19 protein-coding genes are annotated in these 17,853 nt (G+C 58.6%); 10 read left to right on the top strand and 9 right to left on the bottom strand.

What is annotated here, in order from left to right; translation table 11 throughout:
• The first annotated feature begins 206 nt into the window (after positions 1–206).
• Positions 207–794, top strand: a complete 588-nt coding sequence (locus tag AAGW23_RS11930; protein ID WP_342406698.1) for a YecA family protein — start codon at positions 207–209, stop codon at positions 792–794.
• A gap of 15 nt (positions 795–809) precedes the next feature.
• Positions 810–1,211, top strand: a complete 402-nt coding sequence (locus tag AAGW23_RS11925; protein WP_342406697.1) for a YbaN family protein — start codon at positions 810–812, stop codon at positions 1,209–1,211.
• A gap of 7 nt (positions 1,212–1,218) precedes the next feature.
• On the opposite strand, the gene AAGW23_RS11920 is transcribed toward AAGW23_RS11925, so the two are convergent.
• Complete coding sequence (locus tag AAGW23_RS11920; RefSeq protein ID WP_342406696.1) at positions 1,219–1,803, bottom strand: tRNA-uridine aminocarboxypropyltransferase; 585 nt, start codon at positions 1,801–1,803, stop codon at positions 1,219–1,221.
• A 91-nt stretch (positions 1,804–1,894) separates the two neighbouring features.
• Between AAGW23_RS11920 and AAGW23_RS11915 the strand changes: the two genes are divergently transcribed.
• The gene (locus tag AAGW23_RS11915) at positions 1,895–2,566 is read left to right on the top strand and encodes a glutathione S-transferase (RefSeq protein ID WP_342406695.1); all 672 of its coding nucleotides are present in this window, start codon (positions 1,895–1,897) and stop codon (positions 2,564–2,566) included.
• A gap of 22 nt (positions 2,567–2,588) precedes the next feature.
• Here AAGW23_RS11915 and AAGW23_RS11910 read toward each other — a convergent pair whose 3' ends face one another.
• From AAGW23_RS11910 to cysK, 3 genes are all read right to left on the bottom strand, one after another.
• A complete protein-coding gene (locus AAGW23_RS11910) occupies positions 2,589–2,714 on the bottom strand; it encodes a PA1414 family protein (protein WP_342406694.1) in 126 nt (41 codons plus the stop codon).
• Between the two features lie 179 nt (positions 2,715–2,893).
• On the bottom strand, positions 2,894–4,615 hold the full coding sequence (aceK, locus tag AAGW23_RS11905) for a bifunctional isocitrate dehydrogenase kinase/phosphatase (RefSeq protein WP_342406693.1): 1,722 nt from the start codon (positions 4,613–4,615) through the stop codon (positions 2,894–2,896).
• Positions 4,616–4,969: 354 nt separating this feature from the next.
• Complete coding sequence (gene cysK, locus AAGW23_RS11900; protein WP_342406692.1) at positions 4,970–5,944, bottom strand: cysteine synthase A; 975 nt, start codon at positions 5,942–5,944, stop codon at positions 4,970–4,972.
• A gap of 130 nt (positions 5,945–6,074) precedes the next feature.
• On the opposite strand from cysK, the gene AAGW23_RS11895 reads away from it, so the two are divergent.
• From AAGW23_RS11895 to AAGW23_RS11875, 5 genes are all read left to right on the top strand, one after another.
• The gene (locus AAGW23_RS11895; RefSeq protein WP_342406691.1) at positions 6,075–7,151 is read left to right on the top strand and encodes a DUF748 domain-containing protein; all 1,077 of its coding nucleotides are present in this window, start codon (positions 6,075–6,077) and stop codon (positions 7,149–7,151) included.
• 141 nt (positions 7,152–7,292) lie between these two features.
• Entirely contained in the window at positions 7,293–8,138 is an 846-nt protein-coding gene (locus AAGW23_RS11890; protein ID WP_019341637.1) for an AAA family ATPase, read from the top strand.
• Between the two features lie 49 nt (positions 8,139–8,187).
• Positions 8,188–8,586: a GFA family protein gene (locus tag AAGW23_RS11885; protein WP_342406690.1), complete on the top strand. Its 399-nt coding sequence runs from the start codon at positions 8,188–8,190 to the stop codon at positions 8,584–8,586.
• Positions 8,587–8,632: 46 nt separating this feature from the next.
• A complete protein-coding gene (locus AAGW23_RS11880; protein ID WP_342406689.1) occupies positions 8,633–9,811 on the top strand; it encodes a VWA domain-containing protein in 1,179 nt (392 codons plus the stop codon).
• 36 nt (positions 9,812–9,847) lie between these two features.
• Entirely contained in the window at positions 9,848–10,366 is a 519-nt protein-coding gene (locus AAGW23_RS11875; protein WP_342406688.1) for a hypothetical protein, read from the top strand.
• On the opposite strand, the gene AAGW23_RS11870 is transcribed toward AAGW23_RS11875, so the two are convergent.
• From AAGW23_RS11870 to AAGW23_RS11860, 3 genes are read right to left on the bottom strand one after another with little or no spacing between them, the layout of a single operon-like run.
• On the bottom strand, positions 10,341–10,880 hold the full coding sequence (locus tag AAGW23_RS11870; protein ID WP_342406687.1) for a DUF2937 family protein: 540 nt from the start codon (positions 10,878–10,880) through the stop codon (positions 10,341–10,343). The two genes, AAGW23_RS11875 and AAGW23_RS11870, sit on opposite strands and share 26 nt — an antisense overlap.
• Positions 10,880–11,656, bottom strand: coding sequence for a class II glutamine amidotransferase (locus tag AAGW23_RS11865; RefSeq protein ID WP_342406686.1), 777 nt, complete (start codon positions 11,654–11,656; stop codon positions 10,880–10,882). The genes AAGW23_RS11870 and AAGW23_RS11865 overlap by 1 nt, the downstream gene beginning before the upstream one ends.
• Positions 11,657–11,706: 50 nt before the next feature.
• Positions 11,707–12,168, bottom strand: a complete 462-nt coding sequence (locus AAGW23_RS11860) for an MFS transporter (RefSeq protein WP_342406685.1) — start codon at positions 12,166–12,168, stop codon at positions 11,707–11,709.
• A 208-nt stretch (positions 12,169–12,376) separates the two neighbouring features.
• Here AAGW23_RS11860 and AAGW23_RS11855 point away from each other — a divergent pair, with 208 nt between their 5' ends.
• Positions 12,377–12,817 carry a universal stress protein gene (locus AAGW23_RS11855; protein WP_342406684.1) on the top strand — a complete coding sequence of 147 codons (441 nt, stop codon included), beginning with the start codon at positions 12,377–12,379 and terminating at the stop codon, positions 12,815–12,817.
• Positions 12,818–12,844: 27 nt separating this feature from the next.
• On the opposite strand, the gene AAGW23_RS11850 is transcribed toward AAGW23_RS11855, so the two are convergent.
• Positions 12,845–13,537: a DUF6901 family protein gene (locus AAGW23_RS11850; RefSeq protein ID WP_342406683.1), complete on the bottom strand. Its 693-nt coding sequence runs from the start codon at positions 13,535–13,537 to the stop codon at positions 12,845–12,847.
• Between the two features lie 128 nt (positions 13,538–13,665).
• On the bottom strand, positions 13,666–15,582 hold the full coding sequence (locus tag AAGW23_RS11845) for an ATP-binding cassette domain-containing protein (protein ID WP_342406682.1): 1,917 nt from the start codon (positions 15,580–15,582) through the stop codon (positions 13,666–13,668).
• Positions 15,583–15,855: 273 nt separating this feature from the next.
• On the opposite strand from AAGW23_RS11845, the gene AAGW23_RS11840 reads away from it, so the two are divergent.
• Positions 15,856–17,787, top strand: coding sequence for a transglycosylase SLT domain-containing protein (locus tag AAGW23_RS11840; protein ID WP_342406681.1), 1,932 nt, complete (start codon positions 15,856–15,858; stop codon positions 17,785–17,787).
• Positions 17,788–17,853 lie beyond the last annotated feature (66 nt).

Raw genomic sequence — 17,853 nt, 5'->3', positions numbered from 1 at the left:
GCCGCCCGGGTCAGGCCGAACACTTCCCCAGCGCGATAGTCGGAAGTGTCATGCATTGCCCAGCGGAACTCCGCGCGTTTTTTTCTATCAGTCGAAGCAACAGAGGCTGGAAACGACCTCAGCCACCGCGACGCCAAAGCGTGCGGTAGCCGGAGGCCTGCAGCTCGTCTAGAATCATCGCTGTTTTCTCTCCAAGGTAGCCATCGATGTCCTTCGCCGAGCAACTCGCCCGCCTGCAAGTGTTTCTGGATGCAGATGATCTGCATGAAGAAGCGCTCGATTACATCGCCGCCCATGGCTATCTGACTGCCCTGTGCATCTGTTCGGAGCAAGTGTCCGAGCGCGAGTGGATCGATGCGCTGTTTGCCGAGCCACCAAAATACGCGGACGACACCGAACGCGAAGCCATAGAGGCGACGCTGATCCAGCTCAAGGCACACATCGCTCGGCAGCTGGCCAGTGATGAAGACATGGAACTTCCCTGCGAACTCGACATGGGCGACGAGCCTGATGAATCCGATCTGCGCGGCTGGTGCATCGGCTTCATGGAAGGCGTGTTCATGCGCGAGTCGGTGTGGTTCGAAGATTCCGAGGAAGAGGTCAGTGAGCTGCTTCTGCCAATCATGGTGGGTTCAGGCCTGTTTGACGAGCAACCCGAATTCAGTGATATCGCCACGGACCACGACCTGGTAGCAGAGATGGTCGCGCAGATACCAGAAATCCTCACGGCGCTGTATCTGATCTGCCACGCACCCGAAGAGAAGCCCGCGCTTCTCAAGCCGCGCAAGCACTGACCTCGGACAGCTCCCTTGGCTCACCGCGATATCCCGACGTATCGCAACCCAGTAGCGCGCTATGTGCTACTGGTGATCGGTTGGCTAAGCGTCATCCTCGGCATCATCGGCATCTTTTTGCCAGTCCTGCCAACCACGCCCTTTCTGCTTCTCGCTGCCGCTTGCTTCGTCCGTAGTTCTCGCCGCTTCTATGACTGGCTGGTGACACACCCGCGGCTCGGCCCCTGGTTTCGCGATTACCTGGAAGGCAACGGCATCCCGCTGAAAGGCAAGGTCTACGCCATCGCGACCATGTGGCTAAGCATTGGTATTTCCTGCTGGCTGGTCCCGATGTTCTGGGCGCGTATCGGCATGCTGACCAGCGCGACACTGGTCAGTATCTATATCCTTCGCATGAAAACCCTGGCCGCCCGCTAAGTCGCTTTTAGCCGTCATCGCCATGGTTGCGCTGGTAGGTTTCAACTCCCATTGCAGCTATCTGAGCGTCGATCAAGGCTTCAAAGGGCCGAAGCAACTGATCGAACCGTCCCTCGCCCTCCAGCATGTTCAGCGCTGTGACGATCGCCTCGATCGTTGAAAGCGCACCTGGCGCTGGTGCCTTTCGTAACCGATAGCGTGAACCGAGCCCCGCTGGCAGCGAGACGCGAGGCAAGGCCGCCAGCTCTGGATTAAGATGCAACAGCCTGCGCGCCTTCCGCCAGGTGCCGTCCGGAACGATCAATCGCAACGGGCGCTCACTGCCTGCCAGGCGTTCCAGCGGAATGGCATCGCCCCCAGGGAACAAGAGATAGTTGTTGCGCTCATCCGCCGGAAGCTTCACAGCTTCTCCCACCCGCAACTGCGCATTGACCAACCCCAAGGCCGCCAATCGGGCGGTGTTGAGCGCATGCGCGGTTTCACTAGGGTGCTGCAGGATCAACACAAGCGTGGAACTATCGAGTGAAGGAATCAGCGAGCACAGGCAGTGGCTGGACGGACGCTGACAACGGGGACATTGCGGACGGGGCATGACTTCTCCTGCGATTGGCCAAGTCTGCCATATCGCGCGCAACGGCAGGCTATGCTGGTCTCACCGACCGAGACCAAGAAGGCAATCACCAATGATCACGCTCCACCATTTGGAACACTCCCGCTCGCAACGTGTGCTGTGGCTACTGGAGGAGTTGCAGCTGCCCTACGAAATCAAGCGTTACACTCGGGACCCACAGACTATGCTGGCACCGCCCGAACTGAAACAAGTACACCCGCTGGGCAAATCCCCTGTTATTACCGACGGCGACCTGACGCTAGCGGAGTCCGCAGCCATTCTTGAATATTTGGTGGACCGCTACGGCGAAGGTCGGCTAGCGCCGGCGGCCGGAACGCCGGAATACCCTCGTTATCGCTATTGGATGCATTACGCGGAAGGCTCAGCGATGCCGCCATTGCTGCTGCGGCTGGTGTTTGATCGTGTCGCCAACGGGCCGATGCCATTCTTCATCCGGCCCGTAGCGCGGGCGATTGCCAAAGGCGCTAACCAGGCGTTCATCGGCCCGCAGCTAAAACTGCATCTGGACTATATGGAAAACGAGCTCTCCAGAACCGAGTGGTTCGCAGGAGAGACTTTCAGTCTGGCGGATATTCAGATGAGCTTTCCCTTGGAGGCCGCCCAATCTCGGGCTGGCCTGGACGCCAGTCGCCCGAACTTGACTGCATTCCTGCAGCGGATACGAGAGCGGCCCGCCTATAAGCGCGCGGTCGAGAAAGGGGGGCCTGCAATGCCTGGGCGCTAGCATCGCGCCCGGCTCCCCGGAGCTAGCGACGTCTAGCTGCTACCCCGTCTCGCTGCGCACGCACAGGGATAGGCTGCAGACGAGGCGGTTCGATTAACCCAAGCGCCACTGCCAACTTCCAGCACACATTATTGAGCCATGCTTTCATGGTCTAACCCCTCCTGCTTGATACGGGTCTTGGTGGAGCCGTGGGACTTTCAGATCAGCATAACCTAACAATCGCAACATCGCCCGCGGGCAGGTGTTGCAGAGTGTGCAGTAGCCGTGCCGTTCGTCCGGTCTTATAGATAGCGACCCACACCAGCTAGAAGTGTTCGCTTTGCGCGACTAGCGGGCAGTCTGCTCCTTGCGACGATAGGGAAAGACGTCGATCACCTTTCCGGCGCTGATCGCCTGCTGCAAGCCCTTCCAATAGTTGGCGTCGTAGAGTTCTCCGTGCAGTTTTGCAAACAGCCGGCGCTGCTGGATATCTGCAAACAGAAAACGAGGAAACTCCTCGGGGAATACATCGTTGGGCCCAACGGAATACCACGGCTCGGAGGCCATTTCGTCTTCAGGGTATCGGGGCTCCGGTATGTAGCGGAAATTAACCTCGGTGAGAAAGCAGATCTCATCGTAATCGTAGAACACAACGCGGCCATGGCGGGTCACTCCGAAGTTTTTCAACAACATGTCCCCAGGGAAGATGTTGGCGGCAGCAAGTTGCTTGATGGCCATCCCGTAATCTTCCAGCGCTTCATGAACCTGCTGCTCGCTTGCATGCTCCACGTACAGATTCAATGGAGTCATCCTCCGCTCGGTCCAGCAGTGTCGCACCAGAACCGTATCGCCCTGAACCTCTACCGTAGAGGGCGCAACTTCCAGTAATTCAGACAGGCACTCCGGCTCGAATTTGTCCTTGGGAAAGCGAAAATCAGCGAACTCCTGTGTATCGGCCATGCGCCCTACCCGGTCGACGCTTTTGACCAATCGGTACTTCTCTACGACGGTCGCGCGGTTGACGTTCTTGGTATGGGAAAAACGATCCTTGATGATCTTGAACACGGTGTTGAAGCCTGGCAGCGTGAATACGCTCATGACCATCCCGCGCACGCCCGGCGCCATGATGAAGCGGTCGTCAGTGGTTGCCAGGTGGTTGATCAGCGCGCGATAGAATTCCGACTTGCCGTGCTTGTAGAAGCCTATCGAGGTATAGAGTTCGGCGATGTGCTTGCCAGGCATGATCCGCTTGAGAAATCCGATGAACTCCGCCGGGATCGGGACCTCCACCATGAAGTACGAACGGGTGAACGAGAAAATGATCGACACTTCCGCTTCATCCGCAATCAGGGTATCGGCAACCAATCCGTCGCCTTCCCGGTGCAACAGCGGGATAACCAGCGGCCATTGCTCATCACAGGTAAATATGCGCCCGACCAGATAGGCGCCCTTGTTGCGATACAGCACGGAGGTGAACAGCTCGACGACGAGCTCGGGATCCTTGCACACCCAGTCTGGCAAGGACACCTGCAGCTGCGCCTCGAGTCGCTGCAAATCTCCCACCCGATCGCCGTACGGCACGTCGAACGCAAAATCGCTGAGGATCTGCTCAAGCACGCCATGCAGATCACCGCTGGGTTGATAGCGCCGCGTCTGAGCCATCCGCTGGGCACGGTTAGCTGGCCGCGTTGTGTGGATGAACATGGTGCTGTCATTGATGCAGTCATGACTGAACAAGGTACAGAAGATCGAGTTGTACCAAGTCTCCGAAAGCTCATCATCAAAGCGCGGATTGATCAGGCCAATGTACTCGCCCTTGATCTGCGGCCAACGATTTACGTCGAGTAGGACCTGCGGCTCAATAGCCGAGCGCAAAGCCGCCGCGGTTTCGCTGACCTTTTCTTCGTACAGGTTGATACGCGCTGCCGATGCACGCTGCGCATCCTGCCACTGGGCTTGCTCGAAGCGCGCCCTGGCGCCCTCGGTGATCAGCCTGAAATGTTCGCGGTAATCATCGAACCCCAGAAGGATCTGCTGGGCGATCTTGAGGTCCGGCGAATGCTGCGCCATATCATTTTCCCGCTGTATGAAAACGTCGAGCTTATCCACGGACCCCGTTCAATGAAAGCCAGTCAGCTCAACGGGTGTTTGAAGGCGCGAGCCGAGTGCCAGGCACGCCTCACCAACACTGACGACTGCCCGCCGGAGCACTACTAAGACTTTTCGACAGGCAGCGCCTCCTCAGCCTTGGACTGTCTAGAGCGCCAACTTTCTTTTCCTGGGCATCATCGCGCCGGCGCTTGGCACCGGCGCTGTACGCCGAGGTGGCGCGAAGGACCCACCGCGGCGAGGCGAAATCGGCACTCGTTATCGTTGATCACATCAACTGCGGCGGGACTGTAGATATAGCCCGCGTAGCGTCGATTATTGCTGCAGCTCCTGCTCGCCGAACATGTCGGAAAACAACATGGACGAGAGGTAACGCTCACCCGAGTCAGGCAGGATCACCACGATGTTCTTGCCTTGCATCTCCGGCTTCTCGGCCAGGCGTACCGCCGCAGCCATCGCCGCACCGCAGGAGATACCGCACAGGATGCCTTCCTCACGCATCAGGCGCAGCGCCATCGCTTTCGCCTCATCATCATCGACACGCTCGACCTGATCGACGATCGACAAGTCCAGATTCTTCGGCACGAAGCCGGCGCCGATGCCCTGAATCTTGTGAGGGCTAGGCTTTACCTCTTCACCCGCCAGTGTCTGACTGATCACAGGCGAGCTGACCGGTTCCACCGCGACGCTCAGAATCTGCTTGCCCTTCGTGTTTTTGATATAGCGCGATACACCCGTGATGGTCCCGCCCGTTCCCACACCCGCCACCAGCACATCAATGGTGCCTTCGGTGTCGTTCCAGATTTCCGGCCCGGTGGTTTTTTCGTGAATGGCGGGGTTCGACGGGTTCTCGAACTGTTGCGGCATGAAATAGGTATCTGGCGCTGAAGCAGCAATCTCAGCGGCCTTCTCGATGGCCCCCTTCATACCTTTTGCGGGTTCGGTGAGAACCAGTTCAGCACCGAGCGCTTTCAGTACCTTGCGCCGCTCCAGGCTCATCGACGCAGGCATGGTCAACATCAGCTTGTAGCCCCGCGCCGCTGCGACGAAAGCCAGGCCAATGCCCGTATTGCCCGAGGTCGGCTCGACCAGCGTCATGCCCGGCTTCAATTGCCCGCTTTCCTCCGCGTCCCAGATCATTGCGGCGCCGATCCGGCACTTGACTGAATAGGCGGGATTACGACCTTCGATCTTGGCCATGATGCTGACGCCTTTGGGCCCCAGCCGATTGATCATAACCAGTGGCGTGTTGCCGATGGTTTGCGCGTTGTCAGCGAAGATGCGGCTCATGACGGTGTCCCTGCGATGAAAAAACCAGACTGATGAGCCTAAGCGCAGTCAACGGAGTCGTCCAGCCGAACTCAGGGTCTTTGGGCACGGTCAATTCAGAAGCAGAGCCGCCCACCCGACCAGGCCTCCGATGAAGATACGTTACCGCCCCCTGCTGTGGACATTGCTGTCGCTTGCACTTCTGTTGCTGGCTGTCCATTTGGCGCTGCCCTACGTCGTCCTCAACTACCTGAACGGCAAGCTCGCCGACATGGGTGACTATCGCGGCCACATCGAAGACGTCGACCTTGCCTGGTGGCGTGGCGCTTATCGACTGAACGATCTGGTAATAGAGAAAAAGAACGAACAGGTCCAGGCGCCGCTGCTCACCACCGCCGCTGTCGATATCGGCGTTAGCTGGAAAGCGCTTTGGAGGGATCAAGCGCTGGTCGGGGAAATCATTCTGGAACAGCCGCACCTGAACTTCGTCGACGGTGAGCAAAAGGAAAGCTCGCAAACGGGGGATGGGGTGGATTGGCGTGATCGCCTCGATGAGCTGATGCCCTTTACGCTCAATGAACTGAAGGTTGTGAACGGGCAGATATCGTTTCGCAACTTTCAGGCCGACCCACCCGTCCACGTCTATGCCAGCGCCATCAATGCTAGCCTCTTCAATCTGACCAATACGGCCAACCAGGAGCAGGGTCGCGTCGCACGCTTCGAAGGCACTGCTCAATTCTTCAACCAGGCCCCGATGGAAGCCAGCGCACAGTTCGATCCCTATACGGACTGGGCAGACTTCCAGTTCAGTTTGCGTGTGACAGGGGTCGAGCTGACCAACCTTAATGATTTCAGCAACGCCTATGGAAGCTTTGACTTCGCGAGCGGTACCGGCGATCTGGTAATAGAAGTCGAGGCCAAGGACGCGCAGCTGGACGGCTATATCAAGCCACTGCTGCGTAATGTCGAGGTGTTCAATTTCAAGCAGGACGTTGAAAACGAAGACAAGGGATTTTTCCGTGGCATCTGGGAAGCGGTTGTTGGAGCCGGTGAGGAAGTGCTGCAAAACCAACGCAAGGAGCAATTCGCTACGCGCGTTGAGCTGAACGGAAGCACTAAAAATGCCGATATCAGCCCGCTCCAGGCCTTCGTTGCGATTCTCCGCAACGCCTTTGTCGAGGCATTTTCAGCTCGTTTCGAGCGCTCGCTTGGCGACGATGAGGGATAAGCGCGAACACCTACGGAACGGCTGCCCATTCAGTGACTGAATGATCCGCTCACGTTCACACTCGCGCGTCCATCACTTATAGTCGGGCGTCTAACTAAACAGTAAGCGCCTGCGTGCCAGGCCCGATGCAAGGAAACTCCGATGAAGTTCGAAGGCACCCAGTCCTACGTCGCCACCGACGACCTAAAGCTTGCGGTGAACGCCGCCATCACACTGGAGCGCCCGCTTCTGGTGAAGGGCGAGCCGGGCACCGGAAAAACCATGCTGGCCGAGCAACTGGCGGAGTCATTTGGCGCGCAGTTGATCACCTGGCACATCAAATCCACCACCAAGGCGCATCAGGGCTTGTACGAATACGACGCAGTGAGCCGCCTGCGTGACTCGCAGCTGGACTCCGACCGCGTTCACGATGTACGCAACTACATCAAAAAGGGCAAGTTGTGGGAGGCATTCGAGTCCGAGCAGCGCGTTATCCTGTTGATCGACGAGATCGACAAAGCCGACATCGAGTTCCCCAACGACCTGCTGCAAGAACTCGACAAGATGGAGTTCTACGTTTACGAGACCAACGAGACGATCAAAGCCAAGCAGCGCCCAATCATCATCATTACCTCGAACAACGAGAAGGAATTGCCCGACGCCTTCCTGCGCCGCTGCTTCTTCCACTACATCGCGTTCCCAGATCGTGACACGCTGCAGCGGATCGTCGACGTGCACTACCCGAACATCAAGAAGGACCTGGTGGCCGAAGCGCTGGATGTGTTCTTTGATGTACGTAAGGTGCCAGGCTTGAAGAAGAAGCCGTCCACCAGCGAACTGGTCGACTGGCTGAAGTTGCTGATGGCCGACAACATTGGCGAGGCCGTTCTGCGCGAGCGCGACCCGACCAAGGCCATCCCGCCGCTGGCTGGCGCCCTGGTGAAAAACGAGCAGGACGTGCAGTTACTTGAACGCCTGGCATTCATGAGTCGCCGCGCCAGCCGTTGACTGACGGCGTTCACACGAGCCGGACGCCTCACTTACTGGAGGAAGATCCATGCAAACGCATACCGGTAGTTGCCTCTGTGGCGTCGTTCGTTATCGCATCGATGCCGCGATCAACGAGCTGACCCATTGTCACTGCAAGATGTGTCGCAAAGCCCACGGTGCGGCTTTCGCCACTTATGCGAGCGTGCCGCTGGATGCGTTTCACTTTCTCTCCGGCAAGGATCAGTTGGGTGTCTATCACTCGTCCGACCATGTGACGCGGACGTTCTGCATTCGCTGCGGCTCCAACCTGCAATTCGTCGACAACCGCGAGCATGAGCTCGGCATTGCTGCCGGGACACTTGACTCGCCGTTGCCCGCCCCGCCCCAGGAACACATTTTTGCGAGCTCGAAGGCGGACTGGTACGAGATCCGCGACGGACTCCCGACGCACGACGAAGACCGCTGACCATTCACACAAGGTGCCGCGATGACGGCACGCCTGAGGTTCTGCCATGTTGCTTGGCCTGTTCAATGAGATGCGCGCCGCCAAGGTTCCGGTGTCGGTGCGCGAACTGCTCGATCTGATCAATGCGCTGAAACACAACGTCGTGTTCGCTGACATGGACGAGTTCTACTATCTGTCGCGTGCCATTCTGGTGAAGGACGAGCGACACTTCGACAAGTTCGATCGTGCCTTCGGCGCCTACTTCAAAGGCCTGGAAAATCTCGATCAACACATCGAAGCGTTGATTCCGGAAGAGTGGCTGCGCAAGGAGTTCGAGCGCTCGCTGAGCGAGGAAGAGCGGGCCAAGATCGAGTCGCTAGGCGGTCTGGACAAGCTGATCGAGGAGTTCAAGAAGCGTCTCGAGGAGCAGAAAGGCAAACATGCCGGAGGCAACAAGTGGATCGGCACCGGCGGCACCAGCCCATTCGGCTCCGGCGGTTACAACCCAGAGGGTATCCGCATCGGAGATGCGGGAAAGCGTCAGGGCAAGGCGGTTAAGGTCTGGGATCAGCGCGAATACAAAAATCTCGACGATCAGGTCGAGCTGGGCACGCGCAACATTAAGGTGGCTTTGCGCCGTTTGCGCAAATTCGCCCGCCAGGGTGCTCAGGACGAACTGGACCTGGACGGCACCATCGACCACACCGCGAAGGACGGCGGCCTGCTGAATATCCAGATGCGCCCCGAGCGTCGCAATGCGGTGAAGCTGCTGATTCTGTTCGACATCGGCGGATCGATGGATGCGCATGTAAAGGTCTGCGAAGAATTGTTCTCTGCCTGCAAGACGGAGTTCAAACACCTCGAGTACTTCTACTTCCACAACTTTATTTATGAATCGGTCTGGAAAAACAATTTCCGCCGCACCTCAGAACGCACCTCGACCCTCGATCTGCTGCACAAGTACGGCGCTGATTATAAGGTGGTGTTCGTCGGCGACGCGGCCATGGCGCCTTACGAGATCACTCAGGCCGGGGGCAGTGTCGAACACTGGAACGAGGAAGCGGGCTACGTCTGGATGCAGCGCTTCATGGAGAAATACAAGAAGCTCATCTGGATCAATCCTTACCCGAAAGACACCTGGGGCTACACCTCATCGACCGGAATCGTCCGCGACTTAGTTGAAGACCGCATGTATCCGTTAACCTTGAGCGGGCTGGAAGAAGGGATGAAGTTCCTGTCGAAATAGGCCGTTTCCGGTTAACCATTGCAAGGATGCAAGTAAATGAAACAGCGTTGGGCGATTGCCGCAGTAACCGGGTTTACAGCGCTCACCGCAGTTAGCGATTTCCGTTTGGTTATAGCGGCACTGCAATCTGGCCCCAATAGCTGGGCAACAGCCCCATCGCATGCATTCTTGTTAGGCAACGGAGGGATTCTTCCTGCCCTGTGCAAAATGTCGTTATCGATGACCTTGCTAGGGTGGTGGTTACGCGCCCTGCTGGTGCCAGCGCACCGGCCGTGGCTGCGAATTGCCAATGGGATTTTCGGCGGCTGGCAGCTCGCTCAGGTTACGCTGATATGGCTCGGCGTTATCGGAGTCCTGCTGCAGGTTGCCGAAATGCCCACGACCCTTCGAAACGTGAGGCTGATTGTGAGGGATACCGACCTGCTGTGGATCATACCTTTGACGCTGTGCCTGCCTGCCGCTCAGCTCGGCCTAGGGGAGTGGGCGTACCGTGTAAGTACGCGTGTTGGGCGAACTCAGGCAACCAATACTATCGCTTCGATGGAAGCGGGTTAGCCGTACGGCGTCGGCGTCGATAGCGCTGTGGAAACAGCGCCTGGCGCAGTAATACATAGAGGCTTACAATGAGCCATGCGAGCAATAGCGCACAGCTCAGACCCCACGCGATAGCCTCAGGCGCCAGTAACACCTGGAACCGATAGCCACTCCAGACTTGCCGCCTGATCGCCTGGTCCGCGCCTACCAGGACATGCCAGGCCTGCGCATACCAAGGCCCCTCCATGATCCGCCATTCGCGGTCGAGCAAACGCGCACGCTCGACCAACGCCGAAACACTGCGTGCATCGCTCTGGATCACAGGATCCTCGCTGGCGCGGTAATGCTCGACCAGTGCGTTGAGGTCACCTTCGAAAAATTTCCCGGCGGTTTCCTGAAACCCTGCCAGGCCTTGCTGGGCCTCAAGGCGACGCGCCTCTACCTGATTAGCGTAGGCTTCAATGAAGCCTGGTACCTGAACGCCGACGAGCAACCCGAGCGCGAACAAAGTAAGCCGCAGATAGCTTCGCAGCATCATTGCACCTGCCCGCGCGCGACGCACTCGCCCAACCGCCACAACGTCCATTCGCCTGATTGATGGACGTCCCACTGTTCGTTGTCGGTTAACGGCTCGGTCGCCAGCACTGTCACGACGTCGTTGGGTGTCGTCTCGGCATTGAAATCCACCGTCAATTCGGCATCTTTCAACTGAGCCGGGCCAAATGGCGCGCGACGGGTGATCTGCGCCAGCTTGGTCGAGCAGAAGCTGAACAGCCATTCGCCGTTACTGAGCAGGCAGTTGAACACACCCTTGGCACGGTAACCGGCGCAGGCATCGAGCAAATGTGGGATCAGATCCTCAGCCGCGACTCGCTCGGGGAAGTCGCCGCGTATCTGATTGAGCAGGTCGCAAAATGCCGCTTCGCTGTCGGTATCCCCTACCGGCTGATAGAAGCCACGCGCTGGGCTGAAATCTGCTAGCTGCCCGTTATGGGCGAAACACCAGTGCTGGCCCCATAGCTCACGCACGAAGGGATGCGTATTGACCAGCGCGATCTTACCCACATTGGCGTGACGGATATGGCCGATCACCACATGACTTTTGATCAGATAGTGCTGGACCATCTTCGCCACTTCCGACTCGCAGCTCGCCACCGGATCCTGAAACAGCCGCAAACCGCGACCTTCATAAAACGCGATACCCCAGCCGTCCTTGTGCGGCCCAGTACGGCCGCCGCGCTGCATCAGCCCGGTAAAACTGAAGTGGATGTCGGTCGGTACATTGGCGCTCATGCCGAGCAGTTCACACATGCGCTATCTCCCGAAAGTTCCTGCTGCGCCTTACGGCGAAGAATGCTGAGTCAGAGTCTGGGTTCGGTCCGTGCCTGGTAGCGGCTCGTTGGGCGGAGGTCCTCGTCATCGTCTTCCAGTCGCTCGCGCAGGGTACGAGGGTCCTCATGGCGCGATTGGCTCCCCTGCTGTTTTACCCGGCGTTCGAACAGCCAGCGTATGACCGCAAATACTGCGTAGATCGCGAATACGACCAATCCGTAGAGCGCGAGGTCAGCCACGGCACGCCAGGCATTGCTGCCAACTTTGAAAAGCAGATCCAGCATGGTGATCGCGACGGCCGGGGCGAACAGCTCCTTGGCGGGGTCGACGATGGTCGGCGTCAACAGCAGCACGGCAACGATCAGCCGCAACGGTTCGCGCAACCAGCGCCACAGGGGACGCGTGATGCGCAACCAGACCAGCAGGCAGCCCAGCGCGGCGATTCCGTAGGCGGACCAGGCGAGCAAATATTCATTGGCAAGTAGGAACATGGCGATCTCTGTACAGGCCGGAGGAAGCACCGGCATTGACGGCGGACATGATAACAGTCGCGAACGGCGGCGCGGCTAGCCACCTGATGCGCTGCACGCTGGCCATTAAGCATCCAACGCCGTATAAACCCTGAAAAAAACGCCTCGCAGCCCACATCGCGTGCTTAGAAGCCATACTTGTAGCAACTGACACTTCAGGAGATTCACCATGATCTACCAGCATATCCTGGTCGCCACCGACCTGAACGACGACTGTCACCCGGTGGTAGCGCGCGCCCAGGCGCTGGCGACAGCCAGCGGCGCGAAACTAGCATTGGTCCATGTCATCGAGCCCATGGCCATGGCTTTCGGCGGGGATGTGCCGATGGATCTTTCAATGCTGCAACAGCAGCAGTTCGATCAGGCCCGCGAGCGTTTGGCCGCGTTTGCCGATCGTTATCCTGGGCTAACCGCCGAACAACGCCACCTGGCCTATGGGCAGCCTCGTCAGGAGGTGCACCGGCTGGCCAAGGAGCAGGGCTGTGATTTGGTGGTGGTGGGCAGCCATGGGCGCCATGGCCTCGCTTTGCTGCTCGGCTCCACGTCCAACGACATCCTGCATGGAGCGCCCTGCGATGTGCTCGCCGTGCGCCTGAAAAAACCCGAGTGATCCATCGCCCGGCCTGAGCCAGCTGGCTCAGGCCGTTTCGACACCCTCCCCCGCGCTCATCACCAGCGGCCGGATTTTTTGCAACTGGGTCTCCAGTGAGTAGGTCAGACTCGATGCCATGGAGAAGAAGGTCAGGAAGGCCTTGAGGTTCGAGTCCCCGTGACAGGTGTCGTGGATGCGCTGCCAAAAAGCCTGATTGACCAGCTGCAACTGTTGGAATGACCTCACCAATCCCCGCAACTCCCAATCGGCATGCCGCCCTTCGCGCAGGTTGAAGTACTGTCTCGCCAGATATAGCGATACAGCCCGAAGTACAAACTCCTGATTGCTCGCGAACGGCAGATGCTGATGGGCCATCGGCTTGAGCCGGCCGAGTATCGGACATGCACTGGTGGCCATGATCACACCCAGTAGTGCACGCAACCCTTCTTCCAGCCCGACGAGCTTGTTGTACTCGCGCTCTGGCGTGCGGACATGCACCTGCGCTTTACGAATGGCTGGCAGACCTTGGAAATCCTCGATGACTCGATGCAGGTCGACCGCCGCCGGGCAATGGCTGAACTCATTACGACTCAACGGACAGTTGTTGCACTGCTGATGATCCAGGCGCGTCCATTTCGGCGCCTGCTTTGCAGCCTCGTGATCAAACACACGGTCCGGCTCGATCCGGTAGCTGAACTCATGCTCGTCATCGAGGATGATGCGGTATTCGATTGCCATCTACGCTCCGTCTGCGGGCAGATATCGTTATCTTCACGAAGTCCCGCTCAATGCAGACTTCTAAGCCGCACGCTCTAATCGGTGAACGTGCGGGTCTTGCATGCCGAGGTCACGTCGTTGCGGACGGCTCAGTCTTCCAGCTCGGCCCAGCGCTCAAGCAGCGCATCGAGCTCCAGCTGCATCACTTCGAGCTTGGCAATGGTTTCGCCGGTCCGCTCAGCGCTTTGCTGATAGAACGCCGGCTGCGCCATCTCCTCCTGTAGCGCCGCGATGCCTTTTTCGACTGCGTCGATCTTGCCAGGCAGCGCTTCCAGCTCGCGTTGAATCTTGTAACTCAGCTTCTTCTTTGCAGGGGCGGGCTCAGCCGACGCGTGCCGTGCTGCTGGTTGGGCCTGCGCCGCCTCGGCTTTGGCCTCCTTGCTTTCCTTACCTTCACCAACGCCAAGCAACTTTACCGAGCCGCCCTGGCGCAGCCAGTCCTGATAGCCACCGACATATTCACGAACCACGCCATTGCCTTCGAACACCAGGGTGCTGGTCACCACATTATCGAGAAATGCCCGGTCGTGACTGACCATCAGTACCGTGCCTTGGAATCCCAGCAAGACTTCCTCAAGAAGCTCGAGCGTTTCCACATCGAGATCGTTAGTGGGTTCGTCCAGGACCAGCAGGTTGGCGGGCTTGCTGAACAATTTAGCCAGCAAGAGCCGTGCCCGCTCGCCGCCTGAGAGCGCCTTGACTGGCGTGCGAGCGCTCTGAGGGCTGAATAGGAAATCACCGAGGTAGCTCAGCACATGCCGGTTCTGGCCGTCGATGGTGATGAAATCGCGCCCCTCGGCCACGTTGTCGACCACGGTCTTTTCCAGCTCCAGCTGGTGACGCAGTTGGTCGAAATATGCCACTTCCAGCTTGGTCCCGGCTTCTACCGTGCCGCTGGTGGGTTGCAAATCGCCAAGCAGCAGCTTGAGCAACGTGGTCTTTCCCGTGCCATTGGCGCCAAGCAAACCGATACGGTCACCGCGCTGCAGCACCATGGAGAAATCACGAATCAGCGGCTCACCGCCAGGATGGGCAAAGCTCGCATGCTCCACGACGATGACCTGCTTGCCGGACTTTTCAGCCGCATCAATCTGGAGATTGGCTTTGCCCTGGTGTTCGCGACGTTCGCTACGTTCAGCACGCAGCGCTTTAAGCGCGCGCACGCGGCCCTCGTTGCGGGTACGACGCGCCTTAATACCCTGGCGAATCCACACTTCTTCCTGGGCCAGTTTCTTGTCGAACAGCGCATTGGCGGTTTCTTCAGCTGCCAGTTGCTGCTCCTTGTGTACCAAAAAGCTGGCGTAGTCGCCGTTCCAGTCGATCATGTGGCCACGATCAAGCTCCAGGATTCGGGTTGCCAGGTTCTGCAGGAATGCCCGGTCGTGGGTGATGAACAGTACTGCACCATTGAAGCCGGTGAGCGCCTCTTCCAACCAGGCGATGGCGCCGATATCCAAGTGGTTGGTGGGTTCGTCGAGCAGCAGCAGATCCGGCTCAGACACCAGCGCCTGTGCCAGTAGCACGCGCCGACGCCACCCACCGGACAATTCGGCGAGGGTCTTGTCGGCTGGCAGTTGCAAGCGGCTCAGGGTGCTGTCGACCAGCTGCTGCAAGCGCCAACCATCTTTGGCTTCGAGCTCCTGCTGGACGTGCATGAGCTTATCGAGGTCAGCCTCGTTATGAATGTTCTGGCTCAGGTGATGATAATCAGCTAGCAGCTGCCCCACGCCCGCGAGCCCCTCGGCCACGACATCGAATACGGTGCGCTCATCTGCGACCGGCAATTCCTGGGGCAGCTCGCCGATTTTCAGTCCTGGCGCACGCCAAATCTCGCCATCGTCCGGCAGTTGACTACCCTTGACCAGGCTGAGCATGCTGGATTTCCCGGTACCGTTGCGGCCGATAATGCACACCCGCTCACCCCGCGCAATCTGCCAGGACACTCCATCGAGCAATGGATTGTTGCCATAGGCGAGGGACACATCGGTCAACTTGAGCAGGGTCATGACTATCTCCGGAAAACAGGGCGCGCATTCTAGCAGAAGGCATCGGTCCGTCGGGCTGTGACGAATGCCGATCAACCTGCTTGAGAACAGGTGATCGCCGACCTTCTCAACCTCTATCCGAGCGGGCCGGGGCAGCCTGGAACGGGCAATGACATGACGCTCGTCGGAAGTTTCGCTTTAAGCGTTTCAAGCGCTTAATCCTCGTTTAACTGCCCGACCGGCCAAGCTAAGCTAGCCGCAGAATTTCTTCGTACCCCCGTTTTCGGAAGTCTCATGCGCGGTCGACTCTCCAGTATCTGTTTGTGCCTTTTCTTCACCGTTGTCACCCTCGAAACCACTCAAGCCGCGAGCCTGCAGCAGCAGCGTCAGCTCTACGACGAAGCCAAGCGGGCATTGGCGAAGGGCGATAGCGGGCCGTACCGGCGTTATGCCAACGCGCTGCGCGACTATCCGCTCGAGCCCTATCTGGCATATGACGAACTGACCTCACGGTTGAAAACCGCCAGCAATGACGAGGTGGAAAAATTTCTCGCCGAGCACGGGGATCTGCCACAGGCGAGCTGGATGAAACTTCGCTGGCTGCGACTGCTGGCGGCACGCGGCGACTGGCATCCCTTCGTCGCTCACTACGACCCGAAGATGAACTTCACCGAGCTTGACTGCCTGTTTGGTCAGTATCAGCTTATCAGCGGGCAGAAAGCACAGGGCTATGCCACCGCCGAAAAGCTTTGGCTGGTGGGCAAGTCTCAGCACAACGCTTGCGATGCCTTGTTCGAGCGCTGGGAAGACGAGGGGCAGCTTACCGAGGCCCTGCGCTGGAAGCGGGTCAAGTTGGCGGTCGAAAGCAGAAACTATGGCCTGGCCAAGTTTTTGATCAAAAGCCTACCGACGCTGAAAGCACAGGGAGAACTGTTGATCGATGTCGCACAGAAGCCACAGCTGCTCAGTCAGCCCGAGCGCTTCTCGCCAGCCACCGAAACCATGGGTGATATTGTCTCGATAGGTTTGCGCCGGCTGGCCCGCGCAAACCCTGAACAAGCACTTGGACTGCTCGACAGTTACGCCAGGCGAATGTCGTTCTCGCCGGAAGAGAAGGTCTCCATTGCACGCCAGATTGGTCTTACGCTGGCCAAGCGCTTCGATCCCCGCGCGCTGAAAATCATGGCCGAGTACGACCCAGAACTGCGTGATGACACGGTCAGCGAATGGCGGGCTCGCCTGTTGCTGCGCTTGGGCCGCTGGGACGATGTCTATGCGCTGACCCAACGGTTCCCCGACGAACTCGCCAACAGCAATCGCTGGCGTTATTGGAAAGCGCGCAGCCTCGAACTGGCCAAGCCTAACGATAAGCAGGCCATCGAGCTTTACCAGCCGGTCGCCGGAGAGCGCGACTTTTACGGCTTCCTTTCGGCAGACCGCATCCAGGCGCCCTACAAGCTCAACCATCAGCCCCTGGCGCTCGACCCGAAACTGGTACAGAAGGTTCGCAATACCGCTGGTATTCGCCGCGCCATGGAATTCCATGCGCGAGGGCAGATCGTCGACGGACGCCGCGAGTGGTATCACGTCAGCCTACTGTTCAGCCGCGACGAACTGGTCGCCCAGGCGCGACTGGCCTATGAATTGGAATGGTACTTCCCGGCCATCCGCACCATCAGCCAGGCGAAGTATTGGGACGACCTGGACATCCGTTTCCCCATGGCACATCGCAGCAGCCTGGTGAACGCCGCGAAGGCGCGTGAGATTCACCCGAGTTGGGTATTTGCGATCACTCGCCAGGAAAGCGCATTCATGGCCGATGCCCGCTCTCACGTAGGTGCCTCGGGCCTGATGCAGCTGATGCCGGCTACCGCGAAAGAAACCGCCAGGCGCTTTGGCATTCCGTTGGCGTCGCCCCAGCAAGTGCTCAACCCCAACGTCAATATCCAGCTAGGTGCTGCCTATCTCAGCCAGATCTATGGTCAGTTCAACGGGAATCGGGTGCTAGCCTCGGCTGCCTACAACGCCGGTCCTGGGCGGGTTCGACAGTGGCTGAAGAATGCTCAACATCTGCCGTTTGACGTCTGGGTCGAAAATATTCCGTTCGATGAAACCCGCCAGTACGTGCAAAACGTCCTGACCTATTCGGTCATCTACGGGCAGAAACTCAATTCGCCGCAACCGCTGGTTGAATGGCACGAGCGCTACTTCGACAGTCAGCGATAGGCTGCGGATCCGACTTGATGAGCTGCGGCATGCGCCGCAGCCTTCAAATCGCCCGACTTAGCCGTA

This window comes from Stutzerimonas chloritidismutans, assembly GCF_038562055.1.
Lineage (GTDB): Bacteria > Pseudomonadota > Gammaproteobacteria > Pseudomonadales > Pseudomonadaceae > Stutzerimonas > Stutzerimonas chloritidismutans_A.
The sequence above is the reverse complement of the archived record's forward strand: the minus strand, read 5'-3'. Positions and strand labels throughout refer to the sequence as shown.

Bases quoted from the DNA above. Each gene is read 5' to 3' on its own strand.
- AAGW23_RS11930 (WP_342406698.1), top strand. From the start codon at position 207: ATGTCCTTCGCCGAGCAACTCGCCCGCCTGCAAGTGTTTCTGGATGCA.
- AAGW23_RS11920 (WP_342406696.1), bottom strand. From the start codon at position 1,803: ATGCCCCGTCCGCAATGTCCCCGTTGTCAGCGTCCGTCCAGCCACTGC.
- AAGW23_RS11915 (WP_342406695.1), top strand. From the start codon at position 1,895: ATGATCACGCTCCACCATTTGGAACACTCCCGCTCGCAACGTGTGCTG.
- AAGW23_RS11910 (WP_342406694.1), bottom strand. From the start codon at position 2,714: ATGAAAGCATGGCTCAATAATGTGTGCTGGAAGTTGGCAGTGGCGCTT.
- aceK (WP_342406693.1), bottom strand. From the start codon at position 4,615: ATGGCGCAGCATTCGCCGGACCTCAAGATCGCCCAGCAGATCCTTCTG.
- cysK (WP_342406692.1), bottom strand. From the start codon at position 5,944: ATGAGCCGCATCTTCGCTGACAACGCGCAAACCATCGGCAACACGCCA.
- AAGW23_RS11895 (WP_342406691.1), top strand. From the start codon at position 6,075: ATGAAGATACGTTACCGCCCCCTGCTGTGGACATTGCTGTCGCTTGCA.
- AAGW23_RS11890 (WP_019341637.1), top strand. From the start codon at position 7,293: ATGAAGTTCGAAGGCACCCAGTCCTACGTCGCCACCGACGACCTAAAG.
- AAGW23_RS11885 (WP_342406690.1), top strand. From the start codon at position 8,188: ATGCAAACGCATACCGGTAGTTGCCTCTGTGGCGTCGTTCGTTATCGC.
- AAGW23_RS11880 (WP_342406689.1), top strand. From the start codon at position 8,633: ATGTTGCTTGGCCTGTTCAATGAGATGCGCGCCGCCAAGGTTCCGGTG.
- AAGW23_RS11875 (WP_342406688.1), top strand. From the start codon at position 9,848: ATGAAACAGCGTTGGGCGATTGCCGCAGTAACCGGGTTTACAGCGCTC.
- AAGW23_RS11870 (WP_342406687.1), bottom strand. From the start codon at position 10,880: ATGCTGCGAAGCTATCTGCGGCTTACTTTGTTCGCGCTCGGGTTGCTC.
- AAGW23_RS11865 (WP_342406686.1), bottom strand. From the start codon at position 11,656: ATGTGTGAACTGCTCGGCATGAGCGCCAATGTACCGACCGACATCCAC.
- AAGW23_RS11860 (WP_342406685.1), bottom strand. From the start codon at position 12,168: ATGTTCCTACTTGCCAATGAATATTTGCTCGCCTGGTCCGCCTACGGA.
- AAGW23_RS11855 (WP_342406684.1), top strand. From the start codon at position 12,377: ATGATCTACCAGCATATCCTGGTCGCCACCGACCTGAACGACGACTGT.
- AAGW23_RS11850 (WP_342406683.1), bottom strand. From the start codon at position 13,537: ATGGCAATCGAATACCGCATCATCCTCGATGACGAGCATGAGTTCAGC.
- AAGW23_RS11845 (WP_342406682.1), bottom strand. From the start codon at position 15,582: ATGACCCTGCTCAAGTTGACCGATGTGTCCCTCGCCTATGGCAACAAT.
- AAGW23_RS11840 (WP_342406681.1), top strand. From the start codon at position 15,856: ATGCGCGGTCGACTCTCCAGTATCTGTTTGTGCCTTTTCTTCACCGTT.